Genomic DNA, 13,960 nt, shown 5'->3' with positions numbered 1-13,960 from the left:
TTTCGCGCCGTGCGGTGCGTTTAGCTCTGCACGTTGACGAACAGGGCCTCTGCGCCATGGTTGAACTGCAGCCGCGCAAGCTTGGCGTAGAGTCCGCCCTGACGGATCAGGGAGGCGTGGGTTCCTTCCTCGACGATGCGGCCATGATCGAGCACCAGGATACGATCGGCCTTCAGCACGGTCGCCAGCCGATGGGCGATGATGATGGTCGAGCGCTCGTGCAGCAGGCCGTCGAGCGCCTTCTGGACCAGCGTCTCGCTCTCGGCGTCGAGGGCCGAGGTTGCTTCGTCGAGAAGCAGCACCGGCGCGTTCTTGAGGATGGCGCGGGCGATGGCGATGCGCTGGCGCTGGCCGCCGGAAAGTGTAACGCCACGTTCGCCGACATAGGTGTCGTAACCCTTGTCGAGCCTGTTGATGAACTCGTCCGCCTGCGCGGCGACGGCGGCGGCACGCACCGCCTCGCGGCTGGCATTCGGCATGCCGAAGGCGATGTTGTCATGCACGGACGAGGCGAACATCGTCACATCCTGCGGCACGATCGCAATGCGGTCGCGCAGATCCTTCGGATCGACGGTGCGAATGTCGACGCCATCAACGCGCACGGCGCCCTTGGCAGGGTCGTAGAAGCGAAGCAGCATGGAGAACACAGTGCTCTTGCCGGCGCCGGACGGTCCGACGATCGCAACGGTCTCGCCGGGCGCGATGTTGAAGCTGAGGCCGTTGAGGCTCTTGTAGTCGGGTCGCGACGGGTAGGCGAAATGAACGTCGTCGAAGGCGATGGCGCCGGTCGCCGGGACCGGCATGGCGACGGGATTTTCCGGAGCCTGGATCTCGGGAATTTCGGTCAGAAGCTCGTTCAGTCGCTCGGCAGCACCCGCTGCCTGCGAGAGTTCGCCCCAGACTTCCGAGAGCGAACCGAGGCTGCCCGCGGCAAAGACCGAATAGAGCAGGAACTGGCTGAGCGTGCCGGCGGAGAGATTACCTGACAGTACGTCGTGCGCGCCAAACCAGAGCACGGCGACGACGCTGCCGAACACCATGGTAATGGCGAAAGCGGTCAGCACCGAGCGCGCCTTGATCGCGGCGCGCGCCGCGCCATAGGCATCCTCGACGGCGGCTCCGAAGTGGCTGTTGGCAAGTCCTTCGCCATTGAAGGCCTGGACTGTGCGTGATGCGGCAATCGCCTCGCCGGCATAGGCCGAGGCGGCAGCGAGCGTGTCCTGCGCCTGGCGCGAGCGGCGGCGGACGGAACGGCCGAAGCCGACGAGCGGGAAGACGATGATCGGAATGGCGATCAGCACCAGGCTCGACAGCTTGGGGCTGGTATAGACCATCATGCCGATGGCGCCGAGACACAGGATCAGGTTGCGCAGCGCGACCGAGGCGGTGGCGCCGACCGCGGATTTTACCTGCGTCGTGTCGGCGGTCAGCCGCGAGACGATCTCGCCGGACTGGTTGACGTCGAAGAAGGAGGCGGAAAGGCGGGTGACGCGATCGAAGACATTGCGCCTCAAGTCGGCAACGATGCGCTCGCCGAGCGTGATGACGAAGTAGTAGCGCGCCGCACTCGCCAGCGCGAGCACGATGGCGAGCATCATCAGCATCGAGAAGTAGGTGTTGATGAAGCCGCTGTCGGGACTGGAGAAACCGTTGTCGACCATCCGCCTAACAGCGAGCGGCAGCGCCAGCGTGGTCACGGCAGCGAGGATCAGCGAAATGCCGGCGCCGACGACCAGATGGCGGTAGCGGGCGAGATAGGGGAGGAGCGTGGCGAGCGGACGGATGGACTTGCGCGCAGGCGCCTGGTTTTCTCTTGACGACACTTGACCCCTTTCGCCAGACACGGAGGAAGGGATTGCCCATGAGTCTTCCGTGCGGCACTTGTTATCGCGCAGACCTTGATGTATAGGCACGGCATCGAATTGGGAAGCCGTGGCCGTTCAGCCGGTGCGCGGCTTCATTTACGTGTTCGGTCTCGAAGTCGCAATGCCTTGCGACAATTGGACCCTGGAACTCTAGGAAGATCGTTATGAAGGCAGACATCCATCCCGATTACCACGTCATCAAGGTAGTCATGACCGACGGCACCGAATACGAAACCCGCTCGACCTGGGGTTCTGAAGGCGCCACCATGAACCTGGAAATCGACCCCAAGTCGCACCCGGCCTGGACCGGCGGCAACCAGCAGCTCATGGACCGCGGCGGCCGCGTCTCCAAGTTCAAGAAGCGCTTCGAAGGCCTCGGCCTCTAATCGAGCGCCTCTTCGGCAGATTCAAAAAGCCCGGGTCATTTGGCCCGGGCTTTTTTCTGTCTTGGTTCTGGGGGATAGGCCGGGCGAGGCGGTGACATGGCGCCGTGCCATGGACGCGTTGTGGCCACTGGCGCTCCGTCGCTGTTCCAGGCAAGGAGCAGGATGACGGCGTTATGTCGCGGTTCCTGACCCGACCAGCCGGCGCTTTTCGCAAGCGGTAACGCCTCTTCCGTCAGGAGATCGAGATGCCCTTGTGTGGCGTCAATCGGATAGGCGCCCTCGGTGAGGTTTCTCCAGGAATTTTCGCAGTCGAGGCCAAGGCGCGCCAGCGCCGCCATGTGCTGCCGGTCGCAACGAAAAACCCGCCGGCAAATGCTGTTGCGGCGGGTTTGATTTCTCAGGTCTATTTTCTGCGCGGCGTCAGTTGGTTCCGAAGGCCGTCTGCAGCAGCTTGATCTGCGCCTTGACGCCGTTCTGGTTGTCCGGGACGATCGCGGCCGCTTCGTTCGGGCGATAGATCTCGCGGTCGAGCAGGGCGACGCGGTTCTGCAGGCGCAACGAGCGCTCGATCAGGTCGCGAAAGGATTCCGGCAGTTCGGCCCAGCCGGGAGCCGCCTTGTCGACGTTGAAGCTGTCGAGGCGAACCTTGCTCTTTTCCGACATCACCTGATCGCGGCTCATCTCGCCGTTGTTGACGGCGCGCTGCAGGAGCAGCCAGGAAGCCATCTGCATCAGGCGGGTGGTGAGCCGCATGGATTCGGCTGCATAGAGAACCGATGCCATGCGCGGCAGGACCTTGGAAGCGGCGCGGCCCGGTCCGTCGAGATAGGTGGCCGTTTCCTCGACCAGTCCCATGCCTTCCGAATAGAGGGTCTTGAATTGTGCCGAGGACGCCGCGTGTCCTGCGAAACTGACCGTATTCAATCCTCTCTCGGACATGACCTGTTTTCCCTGGTTCAAACGCATCACGACAGTCAGGTAGTGGACGGTTATGGGAAATAAATCCTTGCCCGTCTCTATGCTTGAAGAATGATCCGATAGCGCATTTCGCGCAAGGGCATTCTTAAGAAAGGGTTAATCTCCACAGTTCTTTGGATAAACCTATGCCAAAACAAAAAAAGAGCCGCGGAAAGCGGCTCTCAAGGTAAAACAGGGAGAAAAATCAGACCCATTCGCCAGTCGGTGAAATTGTCTGAAACCGGAAAGCTCCGGATGCCCTGACAATCGCAGATAATGCTTAATGCCGCGTTAAACGCGCTTCGTTTTGCTGCGGTGCGACCTTACGCCGCCGGATCAGCGAAACAGGTTCTCGGCGGCCGAGCGGCTGGCGGACTTGCGTGTCCGCTCCGCCTCCAGCCGTGCAATCTCCTCGGTCAGAAGGGTGATGCGTTGCGTCAACTCGTCAACCGACAGCAGCGCGAGATCGCTGCCAATTTCATGGGCCACCTTCTTTTGCGGCCGATCGTCGTCAAACAGGCTCATCGGACTGATCCTCCCATTCCGGACCTTTGTCTGGCTCGTTGCGTGTTTCGTCAAACGGGGCCGCGCGCGGCGAAAGCTGCAGGCTTTCCGGCGTCGTCGGCGTGCCGGCGTTGACCGGCGAGAAGGCGTCGCGGTCGGATACCGGCACGGGCGCGCGCATCCGGCTGCGGATGATGGCATAGGCGGTGATCAGGATGTGGGCGCAGGCCGTAATCATGAACAGGCCGTAGGGGCCCGCCGCCGTCATGACCGGGCCGCCGATCGTCGGGCCGATGATGGTGCCGATGCCGTAGAGCAGCAGCAGGCCGCCGGAGACCTTGACGAAGTCCTCGGCCGTCGCGAAGTCGTTGGCGTGCGACACGGCGATCGGATAGAGCGCGTTGGCCGCCGCACCGTAGATCGCAATCAGCGTCAGCACGATCCAGACCTGGGTCGGCTCGACCAGGAAGATCAGCAAGCCTGCGAGAGCGCCGACCCCGGCAAGTGCTGCCAGGACGTAGCGCCGGTCGATCCGGTCGGACAGCCGCCCGGCCGGCAACTGCATGACGGCGCCGGCAAAGATCGCCACGCTCATCATGGCGGCGACGGTGCTGTCGGAAAGTCCCGCCTGGCGGCCAAAGACGGCGCCGAGCGTGCCGAACGCGCCGTTGGCAATACCGACGAGCAGGATGCCGAGGAAGGAAACCGGCGAGTTGCGGTAAAGGCCGCGCAGGTCGAGGCTCACCTTCTTCAGCGGTTGCGGCGAGGCAGCCTTGGACAGAAGCGTCGGCAGCATGGCGACGCAGTAGAGGATGCCGCAGATCATGAATAAGATGGTGGTGGAAGTATCGCCGAAGGGGATCATCATCTGGCCGCCGACGACGCCGAAGAGCGTGATGGCAATATAGAGCGAGAAGATGACGCCGCGGCTCTCGTTGGTGGCGCGCTCGTTCAGCCAGCTTTCGATGATCATCGAGGTGCCGGCAGTGGAGAAGCCTGTCAGCGCCCTGAGGATCAGCCACCAGGTCGGATCGATCAGGATGCCGGTCATTAGCGCGACGATGGCGATGAGCGAGGCAAAGACGCTGAAGGCGCGCACGTGGCCGATGCGCTTGACGACCGTGGGCGCAAAAAAGCAGCCGAGAACGAAGCCAGCAGCCCAGGATGTGCCGATCAGCCCGAGGATGGTGGTGGGATAACCTTCAGCGGTGCCGCGCACGGGAAGAAGAAGCCCCTGCAGACCATTGCCCAGAAAGAGAAACAGCGTGCCGAGCAGGAGGGCGGCGACCGGGAGCAGGTTCTTTCTCATCATTCATCCGAAATTCGTTCTGCCGTCAGCAAGTTAGGGCGGTGCCTGGTGAATTGCCAGCCGGTTTCTGATTGCAGCGTCTGGCAGTGCCGCAGGTTTTGTCCTTCGATGGGAGACGAATGACGCAACATGCGGCGGCCGGTCATTGCAAATCGCCCGCGGAAACACTAGCCCTTTTTGCCAAGCGCAACGTATCGCTAGTCCTCGGGGGAGGCGGTGCTGCGTGCGACGAAGAGTGCCGGTGTTGCGAAGGCTTCACCGGTTGAGGCAGCCTCCCGGTAGACGAGGGCAACATGCAGAAGGCGATCGCCCTTTTTCTGCTTCTGATCATGGCCATTCAGCTCCTCTGGCCGATCGGCATTCCGGGGCTGCGCCGCCGTCGCGATTTCTGGAAGATCGCGGTCTTCGCCATCGTGATGATGATGGTGACGGTGTTGATCCGTCCCTGACCCGGCCGCCCCGCCGCAACTCCCCGTTACCTTTGGAACTCCATCCCCTCCGGCTCGCCGCTACCTTGGTTGCGAAACCTGTCGTTTCAACCAGAAAAGGGCGCAGGACAGATGGGAAAGAAAGCGCTAAAGTGCGAACCTCATTCGGGAGATGACTTCGAGGGTTTCTTGGAACGCCGGCTTGCTGCCATTCTCGCTGCCGATGTCGTGGGGTACAGTCGCCTGATCGGCGCTGACGAAACCGGCACGCTGGCCGCCATGAAACGGCACAAGAGCGAACTCGTCGATCCGAAGATCACCCGTCACAAGGGACGCATCGTCAAGCTCACCGGCGACGGCATCCTGGTCGAGTTCGCAAGCGTCGTGCACGCGGTCGCCTGCGCCGTCGATATCCAGCGCGGCATGCTGCTGCGCAACGAAAGCGTGTCGCCGCTGAAGCGCATCGAGCTCAGGATCGGCGTGCACCTCGGCGACATCATCGTCGAGGATGGCGACATCTTCGGGGACGGCGTCAATGTCGCGGCGCGTCTCGAAGGCCTCGCAGAGCCGTCGGGCATCGCCGTCTCGGCTTCCGTGCGCGATCATGTAGGGTCGCGCCTGGATGTCGGCTTCGTCGACAAGGGCGAACACACGCTGAAGAACATCGCCGCCGGCGTTCACGTCTATTCGGTGGCGCTCGGCGCCCCGACGAAGGTCGCGTCGGCACCGAACGGATCGTGCCCGGTGGTGCTCGACGATGGCTACGGGCTCTCGGTCGGCGTGCTTCCTTTCACCAATATGAGCCACGATCCGGAGCAGGAATACTTCTCCGACGGCATCACCGAAGACATCATCACCGATCTCTCGAAGATCTCGAAGCTGCACGTCGTCGCCCGCAACACCGTGTTCACCTACAAGGGGCGGTCGGTGAAGGTGAAGCAGGTGGCCCAGGAATTGGGCGTCCGCTACATCCTCGAGGGCAGCGTGCGCAAGGCGGGCGCGCGGGTGCGCATCACCGGCCAGTTGATCGATGCGCTGACCGGCACGCATCTCTGGGCCGACCGCTACGACCGGGACCTGACTGATATCTTCGCGATCCAGGACGAAATCACCCATGCGATCGTCGACCAGTTGAAGATCAAGCTGCTGCCAGCGGAGAGGCGGGCGATCGAAAGCGACCCGACGACAAGCGTCGAGGCCTATACCTACTATCTGCGTGGCCGGCAGTTTTCCCACGCCTGGACGCGCTCCTATCTCCTGCTCGCGCGGCGCATGTTCATGAAGGCGGTGGAGCTCGATCCGGATTTTGCCCGCGCCTATGCCGGCATTGCCGACTGCGAGTCGGCGCTTCGCGATTGGCACGAGGATGAATTTCCGCTGCAAGGCATCCTGTCCATGACCGACAAGGCGCTGGCGCTCGACCCAGACCTCGCGGAGGCCCATGCGTCTCGCGGTCTCGTGCTGCACCAGGACGGCCAATGCGACGAAGCCGTCGCCGCCTTCGAGCAGGCGCTTGCGCTGGATGCCGGGCTCTACGAGGCGAATTTCCACTATGGCCGCTTCCTGTTCATGCAGGGCGCGTTCGAAATGGCGATTCAGTTCTTCAAGCGTGCCGCCGATATCCGGCCGGACGACTACCTGTCACCGATCCACCTGATGAGCGCCTATCGCACGCTCGGCCGGGATACTGAACGCAAGCAGTGGGCGCGCATCGGCATCGCCCGGGCAGAGCGGGCGCTGGAGCTCAACCCGGAAAACTCGGGCCCGGCCCACCGCGGCGCGCTGGCGCTTGCCCATATGGGCGAGGCCGACCGTGCGCGCGAATGGGCAGCGCGGGCGCTGGCAATCGATCCCGATGACGTGGTCGCCCGCTACAACACGGCCTGCGTCTTTTGCATCCTTGGCGATATCGACGCGGCCCTCGATCTTCTCGAAACATTGCTGCCGCAGAGCTCCTGCTACCAGTTGCTCTGGTTCAAGCAGGATTCCGACCTCGACGCGGTGCGCCACCATGTTCGCTTCCAGGCGATGGTCGAGGCGATCGCGAAATGCGAAGCCGGATTGCGCTGACCGCCGGACCGTCGTTTCCATCCGGCGGCTCGAAGCTTGCCGCTAGTGGTGGCCCGCCTGGCGGGATCCCTGAGGGGCGCTGACGCGCCCGGCCGTCAGCCACCAAATGGCCGCCCCGGTCACGAACAGCATTGCTGTTGCCACCATCACGACCGCGGTAAACGCTCCTTCGAAGGCGAGGCGGGCACGGCTCACCAGTTCGCTCGCCACATCCGCCGGCAGCTTCTCGGCGAGGAGCAAGGCTTCATCGAGGCTGTCGCGCGCCATCGGCGGGATTGCAGCCCCCTCCGGCAGGACGAGGAAGGCGGTGTAGACGACCGACATGACGGTGCCGAGCACGGCAATGCCGATCGCGCCGCCAAGCTCGAACGAGACCTCCTCGATCGATGCTGCCATGCCGGCCCGTTCCGGCGGGGCGTTGAACATGATGGCGCTGGAGGCGGCCGTCATGGAGGCACCGATGCCGAGGCCGAGGACGACGAGGGTGACGATCTGGGCGAGCGCGCCGGTTTCATGGACGAGCAGATAGCCGCCAAGACCGAGAGCCGCCAGGATGAGGCCCGAGCGCAGCACCACTTCGGCGCCCAGGCGCGGCAGCAGGGTGCCGGTCAGCGGGCCGGCGACGAAAGCTGCAAGCGGGATCGGCAGAATGAAGACACCCGCCTCGAGCGGCGAAAAGTCCTCGACCAGCTGCAGCTGCTGGCTCAGCACCAGTTCGATGCCGACGATCGAGGCGGATGCCACGAGCGCTGCGGCAACGCCGGAGGAAAACACAGCATTGCGGAAGAGGCTGAAGTCGATCAGCGGATGCGGGCTGCGGCGCTGGCGGCGCACGAAGAGAAAGAGCGCGAATGCGCCGATCACGGCCGCAGCGAGACCCGCTTCCAGCGACGGCTCGCGCTTGCTCGTTTCCTTGACGGCATAGGCAAGGCCGATGAGGCCGACCATGATCTGCAGTGAACCGATCGCGTCCCAAGGGTGTTTCGGATTGCCGGCGTTGTTCGGCAGCACGACGAAGCCGAGCACGAGGGCCATCGCGACGACCGGCACGTTGATGAGGAAGACCGAGCCCCACCAGAAGTATTCGAGCAGGAAACCGCCGAGCACCGGGCCGATCGCGGCACCGCCCGAAGCGATCGCTGCCCAAACGCCGATCGCCAGCGCGCGTTCGCGTTCGTCGGTGAAAGTGAGCCGGATGATCGACAGCGTCGCCGGCATCATGAGGGCAGCGCCGACGGCGAGCAGGACGCGACCACCGATCAGGATCGCCGGTGTCGGTGCATAGGCGGCGATCAGCGAGGCGATGCCGAAGACGGCAAGGCCGACGATGAAGGGCTTTTTGTGGCCGAGCCGGTCGCCGAGCGTGCCGAGGCCGGGTAGAAGACCAGCGACGACGAGAGCATAGGCGTTGACGATCCAGAGCTTCTCCGACGCGGTGGCGCCGAGATCATGGGTCAGGCGGGGCAGGGCGGTATAGAGCACCGTCATGTCGACGACGATCAGAAAGAGCGCGCTCGATACTGTGGCCAGAATGAGCCAGCGATTTTGCGGAAGCATGGTACACCTCGGTGGCCGCCACTGGGAAATGGGGGCTGGGCCTTGTTTAAATCAGGGTCGTTGGTTATTTGAATACGTACGTATGGATTTGAAATAGGAAGTCAAGATGGGACGGCGACGAACAATCGATCGGGACAAGGTTCTGGACGCGGCGGAGGCGGTGGTGAATTCCGTCGGCGCGGCCGGCCTGACGATCGATGCCGTCGCCAAGGCTTCCGGCATCACCAAGGGCGGCGTGCAATATTGCTTCGGCAACAAGGACGGACTGATCGACGCGATGATGCAGCGTTGGTTCGACGAGTTCGATACCGCGGTAGCGGCGGAGGGTGGCGACGATCCTGATCCGATCAAGGCGATGCGTGCCCATGCATCGGTGACCGCCCGGATGAACACGGCCGACAATGCCCGCACATCCGGCATGATGGCGGCGCTGCTGCAGCGGGAAGAGCACATGGCGAAGAATCGCGCCTGGTACCGCACCCGCCTCGATGGTCTCGACCTCTCGACGGAGGAGGGGCGTAGGGCGCGAATGGTGTTTCTCGCGACCGAAGGCGTCTTCCTGCTGCGCGGCTTCGGCTTCCTCGAGATGGACGACGCCGAATGGCAGGATATGTTTGCCGATATCTTGAAGCTTCTGCCGGAGCGCGACCGCGCCTGAGGGCGAGGAAGGACGCTCTAGAGGTCGATCAGCCCGCGCATGGCGCTGACGCACTGGCCGGAAAGGCTGACCTTGCGAACGACACCACCCTGCTTTCGGACATGCGCGCCGATGAGGCTGCGGCGCCCCATCTCCACACCCTGCTCGATGATGATCTCGACATCGATATCCTGCTCCGGGACGAGCGAGACGAGATGGGCGGAAAGTGCTGCCGAGGCGCTGCCGGTTGCCGGGTCCTCGTTGACATTGTCGAGCGGCGCGAACATGCGCGCCCGGATCTGCCATGGCGCCTCTGCCGAGCGAGCGTAGAGGAACAGGCTGAAACTGTCTTCCTCGGGTTTGTAGCGCGCGTTGGCCGCCTGGAAGGCGGTGACATTGGGTTGGGCGGACGACAGCGTCGCGACATCCTTGATTTCGGCGACGGCGAAGGGCAGCCCGACGGAAAGCCGGGTCGGCGCATGCACGCGTCTGCTGACGGCTTCAGGCGCGAGCGACGCGCAGGCGGCGATGGTGTCGGCGTCGATTTCGGGGCCGACGGTCAGGCTGCGCGGTACGACGATGGTGGCGCCCACCACTACACCGCCTTCCCGCAGCAATGTGGCCTCGACAAGGCCGGCCTTTTCCTCGAACCGCAGGATTTCACCGGGCGCGCGGCCGAAGATTTCCTTTTGCCCGCCGAGCACGAAGGCCGTGCCGACATTGGGATGACCGGCAAAGGGAATTTCGGTCGTCGGCGTGAAGATCCGGACCTCGGCGGTGTTGGCCGGGTCGCGGGGCGGCAGCACGAAGGTCGCTTCCGAATAGCCGAACTCGGTCGCGATCGCCTGCATCTGACGATCGCTCAAGCCGCGAGCGTCGGACATGACAGCCAACTGGTTGCCGGCGAAGCGCTCGTCGGTGAAGACGTCGACGGTGACATAGGCAACGGATTTCGGCGCGGTGTCAGAGGTCATGGTCCTGGCTTTCGCTGGTTGGGCGCCGTTGGCGCTCATCGTGTCGGCTCTGAAGCCAAGGCTTAAGGCAGCCGACACACCGCACAAAGACGCGAACTTGTCCGGGTGACAAGTTCCCCGACGACGACGAAGCCGTCACCTCGCAGGCGCGCCAACCCTTTGGCAAAAAAAAAGGGGCCGGCGGACGGCCCCTTCTCATCCGGTAGACCTGGCTTAGGCAGCCTTCTCGAGTTCCTTCTTCCACGTACCCTTGGCGGCAAGGCTGCACATCTCGGCGCGATGCGAGAAGGCGCGCTGGCCGGCGCCGATGTTGTCGGCCTTGCCGTGCCAAGCATTGAGCGCCTCCTGCTGCAGCGCGCGGCCATAGGAGAAGGTGAGCTTCCAGGGCAGGTCGTGGCTGGCATTCATTGCCGAGAGGTGGGCGGTCGCTTCCTCGGTCGACTGGCCGCCCGAGAGGAAGGCGATGCCCGGTACCGCCGAAGGCACCGTGCGCTTCAGCACCCGGATGGTGCGCTCGGCCACTTCGGCGACGGAGGCATTGCGGGCCTTCTTGCCGTCGATCACCATGCTCGGTTTCAGGATCATGCCTTCGAGCTTGACGCGCATGGCCGCCAATTCTTCGAAGGTTGTCCGCAGCGTCCACTCGGTCACCTGTTCGGAGCGATCGATCGAGTGATCGCCCGGCGCGCCGTCCATCAGCACTTCCGGCTCGACGATCGGGACGATGCCGGCGTCCTGGCATAGGGCGGCGTAGCGGGCGAGCGCATGGGCATTGGCGCGAACCGCACCGGCGGTGGGCAGCGTATCGGAGATGGAGATCACGCCGCGCCACTTGGCAAAGCGTGCGCCGGCCTCGTGATATCTCGCCAGCCGCTGGGCAAGGCCGTCGAGGCCTTCGGTGATTGTCTCGGCCGGGAAGTTCGTCATCGGCTTGGCGCCCGCATCGACCTTGATGCCGGGGATCGAGCCGGCCGCCCGGATGATGTCGACGAGCTGGGTGCCGTCGACCGCATGCTGGAACAGGGTTTCTTCGTAGAGGATGACGCCGGAGATGTATTTGCGCATCGCCTTTTCGGCGCGCAGCAGCATCTCGCGGTAATCGCGCCTGGAGGTTTCGGTGGATTCGAGACCGATCGTATCGAAGCGCTTCTTGATCGTTGCCGTGGACTCGTCAGCGGCAAGCAGTCCGCGGCCATTGGCGACCATGGCGACGGCGATGTCTTCCAGTTTTTCCGTCATGCTTTTTCTCTCCCTAGACAGCGCCGATCATCAGGATCAGGCGAACACTGAAACAGTTGCAGGGCCGACGGTGCACGGGGCAACCGCCACGCTCCCAACAGGAGCGCGAGTAACAGGTGAAATTGTCCAGGAAAATGGCGGGAAAATCGACTGAAACGATTTAAAATTTTTTAATCGTTTGAATAAATGATGTTTTTTCTTGATGGCCGGCGCGTGAGAGTGCTTCCCACGCGCCGGTTGTATGACTTACTTCTGCTTCAGGATGTCGACGCCCGGAAGCGGCTTGCCTTCCATCCACTCCAGGAATGCGCCGCCGGCGGTCGAGACGTAGCTGAAATCGTCGGCGACTTCGGCATGGTTCAGCGCCGCGACGGTATCACCACCGCCGGCAACCGAGACCAGCGAGCCCTGACGGGTGCGGGCAGCCGCATGCTTGGCAACGGCAACGGTGGCCTTGTCGAAAGGCGCGATTTCGAAGGCGCCGAGCGGACCGTTCCAGACCAGCGTTTCGGCCTTGGAGATCCAGTCATTGACGGCCGCGATCGACTTCGGGCCGACGTCGAGAACCATGGCATCGGCGGGAATGGCGTTGATGTCGACGACTTCGTTGTCGGCGCCGGCCTTGAACTCACGGGCGATCACGCCGTCTTCCGGCAGCACGATGGCGCAGCCGGCCTTGTCGGCAGCGGCGATGATCGCCTTGGCGGTGTCGGCGAGGTCATGCTCGCACAGCGACTTGCCGACATTGATGCCCTTGGCAGCGATGAAGGTGTTGGCCATGCCGCCGCCGATAACGAGCGCATCGACCTTGGTCACGAGGTTCTGCAACAGGTCGATCTTGGTCGAGACCTTGGCGCCGCCGACGATGGCGACGACCGGGCGCTTCGGCTGGCCGAGACCCTTTTCGAGCGCTTCGAGTTCGGCCTGCATGGTGCGGCCGGCATAGGCCGGCAGGTGATGGGCAAGGCCTTCCGTCGAAGCATGGGCGCGGTGCGCTGCCGAGAAGGCGTCGTTGACGTAGATGTCGCCATTGGCGGCGAGCGCCTTGACGAATTCGGCCTCGTTCTTTTCCTCGCCCTTGTGGAAGCGGGTGTTTTCCAAGAGCAGCACGTCGCCGTCGCTCATTTCGGCGATCGCGTTCTTGGCCTTGTCGCCGATGCAGTCGGCGCCGAAATGAACGCGCTGGTCGAGCACGTCTTCGACGGCCGGAGCGATCGTCTTCAGCGACATGTCGGCGACCGGCTCACCCTTCGGACGGCCGAAATGGGCGAGCAGGATGACCTTGGCGCCCTTCTCGGACAATTCGCGGATGGTCGGCGCGACGCGCTCGATGCGGGTCGCGTCGGTGACCACGCCGTCCTTGACCGGCACGTTGAGATCGACGCGCACCAGAACGCGCTTGCCGGCGATGTCGGTCAGATCGTCGAGGGTCTTGAAAGTCATCAGATAGTCTCCGGTGATAGTCTTTGGAAAAGGGTGGGGTAGTCGATGACGAGGCCGTCCTCGTCTACGGGCAGTTCCGCGGCAAAACTGCGGTCCTCGGCCTCGTAGCGATAGAGCCTGAAATCATCGAGGCAGGTGTAGTGCTGGCCGTCCACAACAGGCTGAAACGTGTCGAACGGCACGTAGAGCATCTTCAGTCTGGCGGTGCCGGACTGGCTCACAAGGCCGAGGCGGCGGATCGGCAGCGTGTTGGTGAAGGGCGTTCCCGCGAGGTCGATATCGATACAGCCGTCGAATTCGGGGAGGGGCGTGCCGCGTGCCGTCGCCCATTCGCCCGGAACGTCCGAGCGCATATGCAGGCTGCGGCCATCGGTGGTGTCGACCATCAATTTGCGAACGTGCCAGCTGTCGTCGCAGTCGATCCGGTAGCGCGCGCCATAGGGCGTGCCGCCGCGGCTTCCGATCAGAACGCCGACGGCGCGGATGACCGCGCCGTCGGTGGTGTCGATTTTTGTCAGCGTCAGGTGTTCGAGCCCTTCCCCTTCCAGCGGACGCCAGCGGACCGTCGTTGAGGAGAGGGCGCGAAACATC

Annotated in this window: 13 protein-coding genes; 4 read left to right on the top strand and 9 right to left on the bottom strand. The window is 63.5% G+C overall.

Going from position 1 to position 13,960, the window contains the following annotated elements; translation table 11 throughout:
• Nucleotides 1-20 precede the first annotated feature (20 nt).
• Nucleotides 21-1,823, bottom strand: a complete 1,803-nt coding sequence (locus FA04_RS15060; protein WP_034806139.1) for an ABC transporter transmembrane domain-containing protein — start codon at nt 1,821-1,823, stop codon at nt 21-23.
• Between the two features lie 206 nt (nt 1,824-2,029).
• Here FA04_RS15060 and rpmE point away from each other — a divergent pair, with 206 nt between their 5' ends.
• Complete coding sequence (gene rpmE / locus FA04_RS15055) at nt 2,030-2,251, top strand: 50S ribosomal protein L31 (protein WP_034806140.1); 222 nt, start codon at nt 2,030-2,032, stop codon at nt 2,249-2,251.
• 420 nt (nt 2,252-2,671) lie between these two features.
• Here rpmE and rcdA read toward each other — a convergent pair whose 3' ends face one another.
• The 3 genes from rcdA to FA04_RS15040 form a co-directional block, all read right to left on the bottom strand.
• Nucleotides 2,672-3,190 carry a protease adaptor protein RcdA gene (gene rcdA, locus FA04_RS15050; RefSeq protein ID WP_034806141.1) on the bottom strand — a complete coding sequence of 173 codons (519 nt, stop codon included), beginning with the start codon at nt 3,188-3,190 and terminating at the stop codon, nt 2,672-2,674.
• A 354-nt stretch (nt 3,191-3,544) separates the two neighbouring features.
• Nucleotides 3,545-3,733 (bottom strand): DUF1192 domain-containing protein, encoded by a 189-nt coding sequence (locus FA04_RS15045; protein WP_034806142.1) that lies wholly within the window; start codon nt 3,731-3,733, stop codon nt 3,545-3,547.
• Nucleotides 3,720-5,021: an MFS transporter gene (locus FA04_RS15040; RefSeq protein WP_034806144.1), complete on the bottom strand. Its 1,302-nt coding sequence runs from the start codon at nt 5,019-5,021 to the stop codon at nt 3,720-3,722. Before FA04_RS15040 ends, FA04_RS15045 begins: the two co-directional genes overlap by 14 nt.
• Nucleotides 5,022-5,314: 293 nt before the next feature.
• On the opposite strand from FA04_RS15040, the gene FA04_RS35660 reads away from it, so the two are divergent.
• Together FA04_RS35660 and FA04_RS15035 are read left to right on the top strand one after the other, a co-directional pair.
• Nucleotides 5,315-5,470 (top strand): hypothetical protein, encoded by a 156-nt coding sequence (locus FA04_RS35660; protein ID WP_090299729.1) that lies wholly within the window; start codon nt 5,315-5,317, stop codon nt 5,468-5,470.
• Between the two features lie 168 nt (nt 5,471-5,638).
• Nucleotides 5,639-7,519 (top strand): TPR end-of-group domain-containing protein, encoded by a 1,881-nt coding sequence (locus tag FA04_RS15035; protein ID WP_034806145.1) that lies wholly within the window; start codon nt 5,639-5,641, stop codon nt 7,517-7,519.
• 42 nt (nt 7,520-7,561) lie between these two features.
• Here FA04_RS15035 and FA04_RS15030 read toward each other — a convergent pair whose 3' ends face one another.
• Complete coding sequence (locus FA04_RS15030; protein ID WP_051659727.1) at nt 7,562-9,076, bottom strand: MFS transporter; 1,515 nt, start codon at nt 9,074-9,076, stop codon at nt 7,562-7,564.
• A gap of 106 nt (nt 9,077-9,182) precedes the next feature.
• On the opposite strand from FA04_RS15030, the gene FA04_RS15025 reads away from it, so the two are divergent.
• Nucleotides 9,183-9,734: a TetR/AcrR family transcriptional regulator gene (locus FA04_RS15025; RefSeq protein ID WP_034806147.1), complete on the top strand. Its 552-nt coding sequence runs from the start codon at nt 9,183-9,185 to the stop codon at nt 9,732-9,734.
• A 17-nt stretch (nt 9,735-9,751) separates the two neighbouring features.
• Here FA04_RS15025 and FA04_RS15020 read toward each other — a convergent pair whose 3' ends face one another.
• The 4 genes from FA04_RS15020 to FA04_RS15005 form a co-directional block, all read right to left on the bottom strand.
• Nucleotides 9,752-10,687 (bottom strand): PhzF family phenazine biosynthesis protein, encoded by a 936-nt coding sequence (locus FA04_RS15020; RefSeq protein WP_034806149.1) that lies wholly within the window; start codon nt 10,685-10,687, stop codon nt 9,752-9,754.
• Between the two features lie 213 nt (nt 10,688-10,900).
• Complete coding sequence (locus FA04_RS15015; protein WP_034806152.1) at nt 10,901-11,926, bottom strand: class I fructose-bisphosphate aldolase; 1,026 nt, start codon at nt 11,924-11,926, stop codon at nt 10,901-10,903.
• A gap of 246 nt (nt 11,927-12,172) precedes the next feature.
• Complete coding sequence (locus FA04_RS15010; protein ID WP_034806155.1) at nt 12,173-13,369, bottom strand: phosphoglycerate kinase; 1,197 nt, start codon at nt 13,367-13,369, stop codon at nt 12,173-12,175.
• Nucleotides 13,369-13,959: a putative glycolipid-binding domain-containing protein gene (locus tag FA04_RS15005; RefSeq protein ID WP_034806171.1), complete on the bottom strand. Its 591-nt coding sequence runs from the start codon at nt 13,957-13,959 to the stop codon at nt 13,369-13,371. Before FA04_RS15005 ends, FA04_RS15010 begins: the two co-directional genes overlap by 1 nt.
• Nucleotide 13,960: the final 1 nt, after the last annotated feature.

Origin of the sequence: Ensifer adhaerens (genome assembly GCF_000697965.2) — a bacterium.
Classification (GTDB): domain Bacteria; phylum Pseudomonadota; class Alphaproteobacteria; order Rhizobiales; family Rhizobiaceae; genus Ensifer; species Ensifer adhaerens.
Note: the sequence above shows the minus strand (reverse complement) of the source record. Positions and strands in the feature narration are given on the sequence as shown.

What these genes read in the sequence shown, in the direction of transcription:
- rpmE (WP_034806140.1), top strand. Translation starts at nt 2,030, where the DNA reads ATGAAGGCAGACATCCATCCCGATTACCACGTCATCAAGGTAGTCATG.
- rcdA (WP_034806141.1), bottom strand. Translation starts at nt 3,190, where the DNA reads ATGTCCGAGAGAGGATTGAATACGGTCAGTTTCGCAGGACACGCGGCG.
- FA04_RS15045 (WP_034806142.1), bottom strand. Translation starts at nt 3,733, where the DNA reads ATGAGCCTGTTTGACGACGATCGGCCGCAAAAGAAGGTGGCCCATGAA.
- FA04_RS15040 (WP_034806144.1), bottom strand. Translation starts at nt 5,021, where the DNA reads ATGAGAAAGAACCTGCTCCCGGTCGCCGCCCTCCTGCTCGGCACGCTG.
- FA04_RS35660 (WP_090299729.1), top strand. Translation starts at nt 5,315, where the DNA reads ATGCAGAAGGCGATCGCCCTTTTTCTGCTTCTGATCATGGCCATTCAG.
- FA04_RS15030 (WP_051659727.1), bottom strand. Translation starts at nt 9,076, where the DNA reads ATGCTTCCGCAAAATCGCTGGCTCATTCTGGCCACAGTATCGAGCGCG.
- FA04_RS15025 (WP_034806147.1), top strand. Translation starts at nt 9,183, where the DNA reads ATGGGACGGCGACGAACAATCGATCGGGACAAGGTTCTGGACGCGGCG.
- FA04_RS15020 (WP_034806149.1), bottom strand. Translation starts at nt 10,687, where the DNA reads ATGACCTCTGACACCGCGCCGAAATCCGTTGCCTATGTCACCGTCGAC.
- FA04_RS15015 (WP_034806152.1), bottom strand. Translation starts at nt 11,926, where the DNA reads ATGACGGAAAAACTGGAAGACATCGCCGTCGCCATGGTCGCCAATGGC.
- FA04_RS15010 (WP_034806155.1), bottom strand. Translation starts at nt 13,369, where the DNA reads ATGACTTTCAAGACCCTCGACGATCTGACCGACATCGCCGGCAAGCGC.
- FA04_RS15005 (WP_034806171.1), bottom strand. Translation starts at nt 13,959, where the DNA reads ATGTTTCGCGCCCTCTCCTCAACGACGGTCCGCTGGCGTCCGCTGGAA.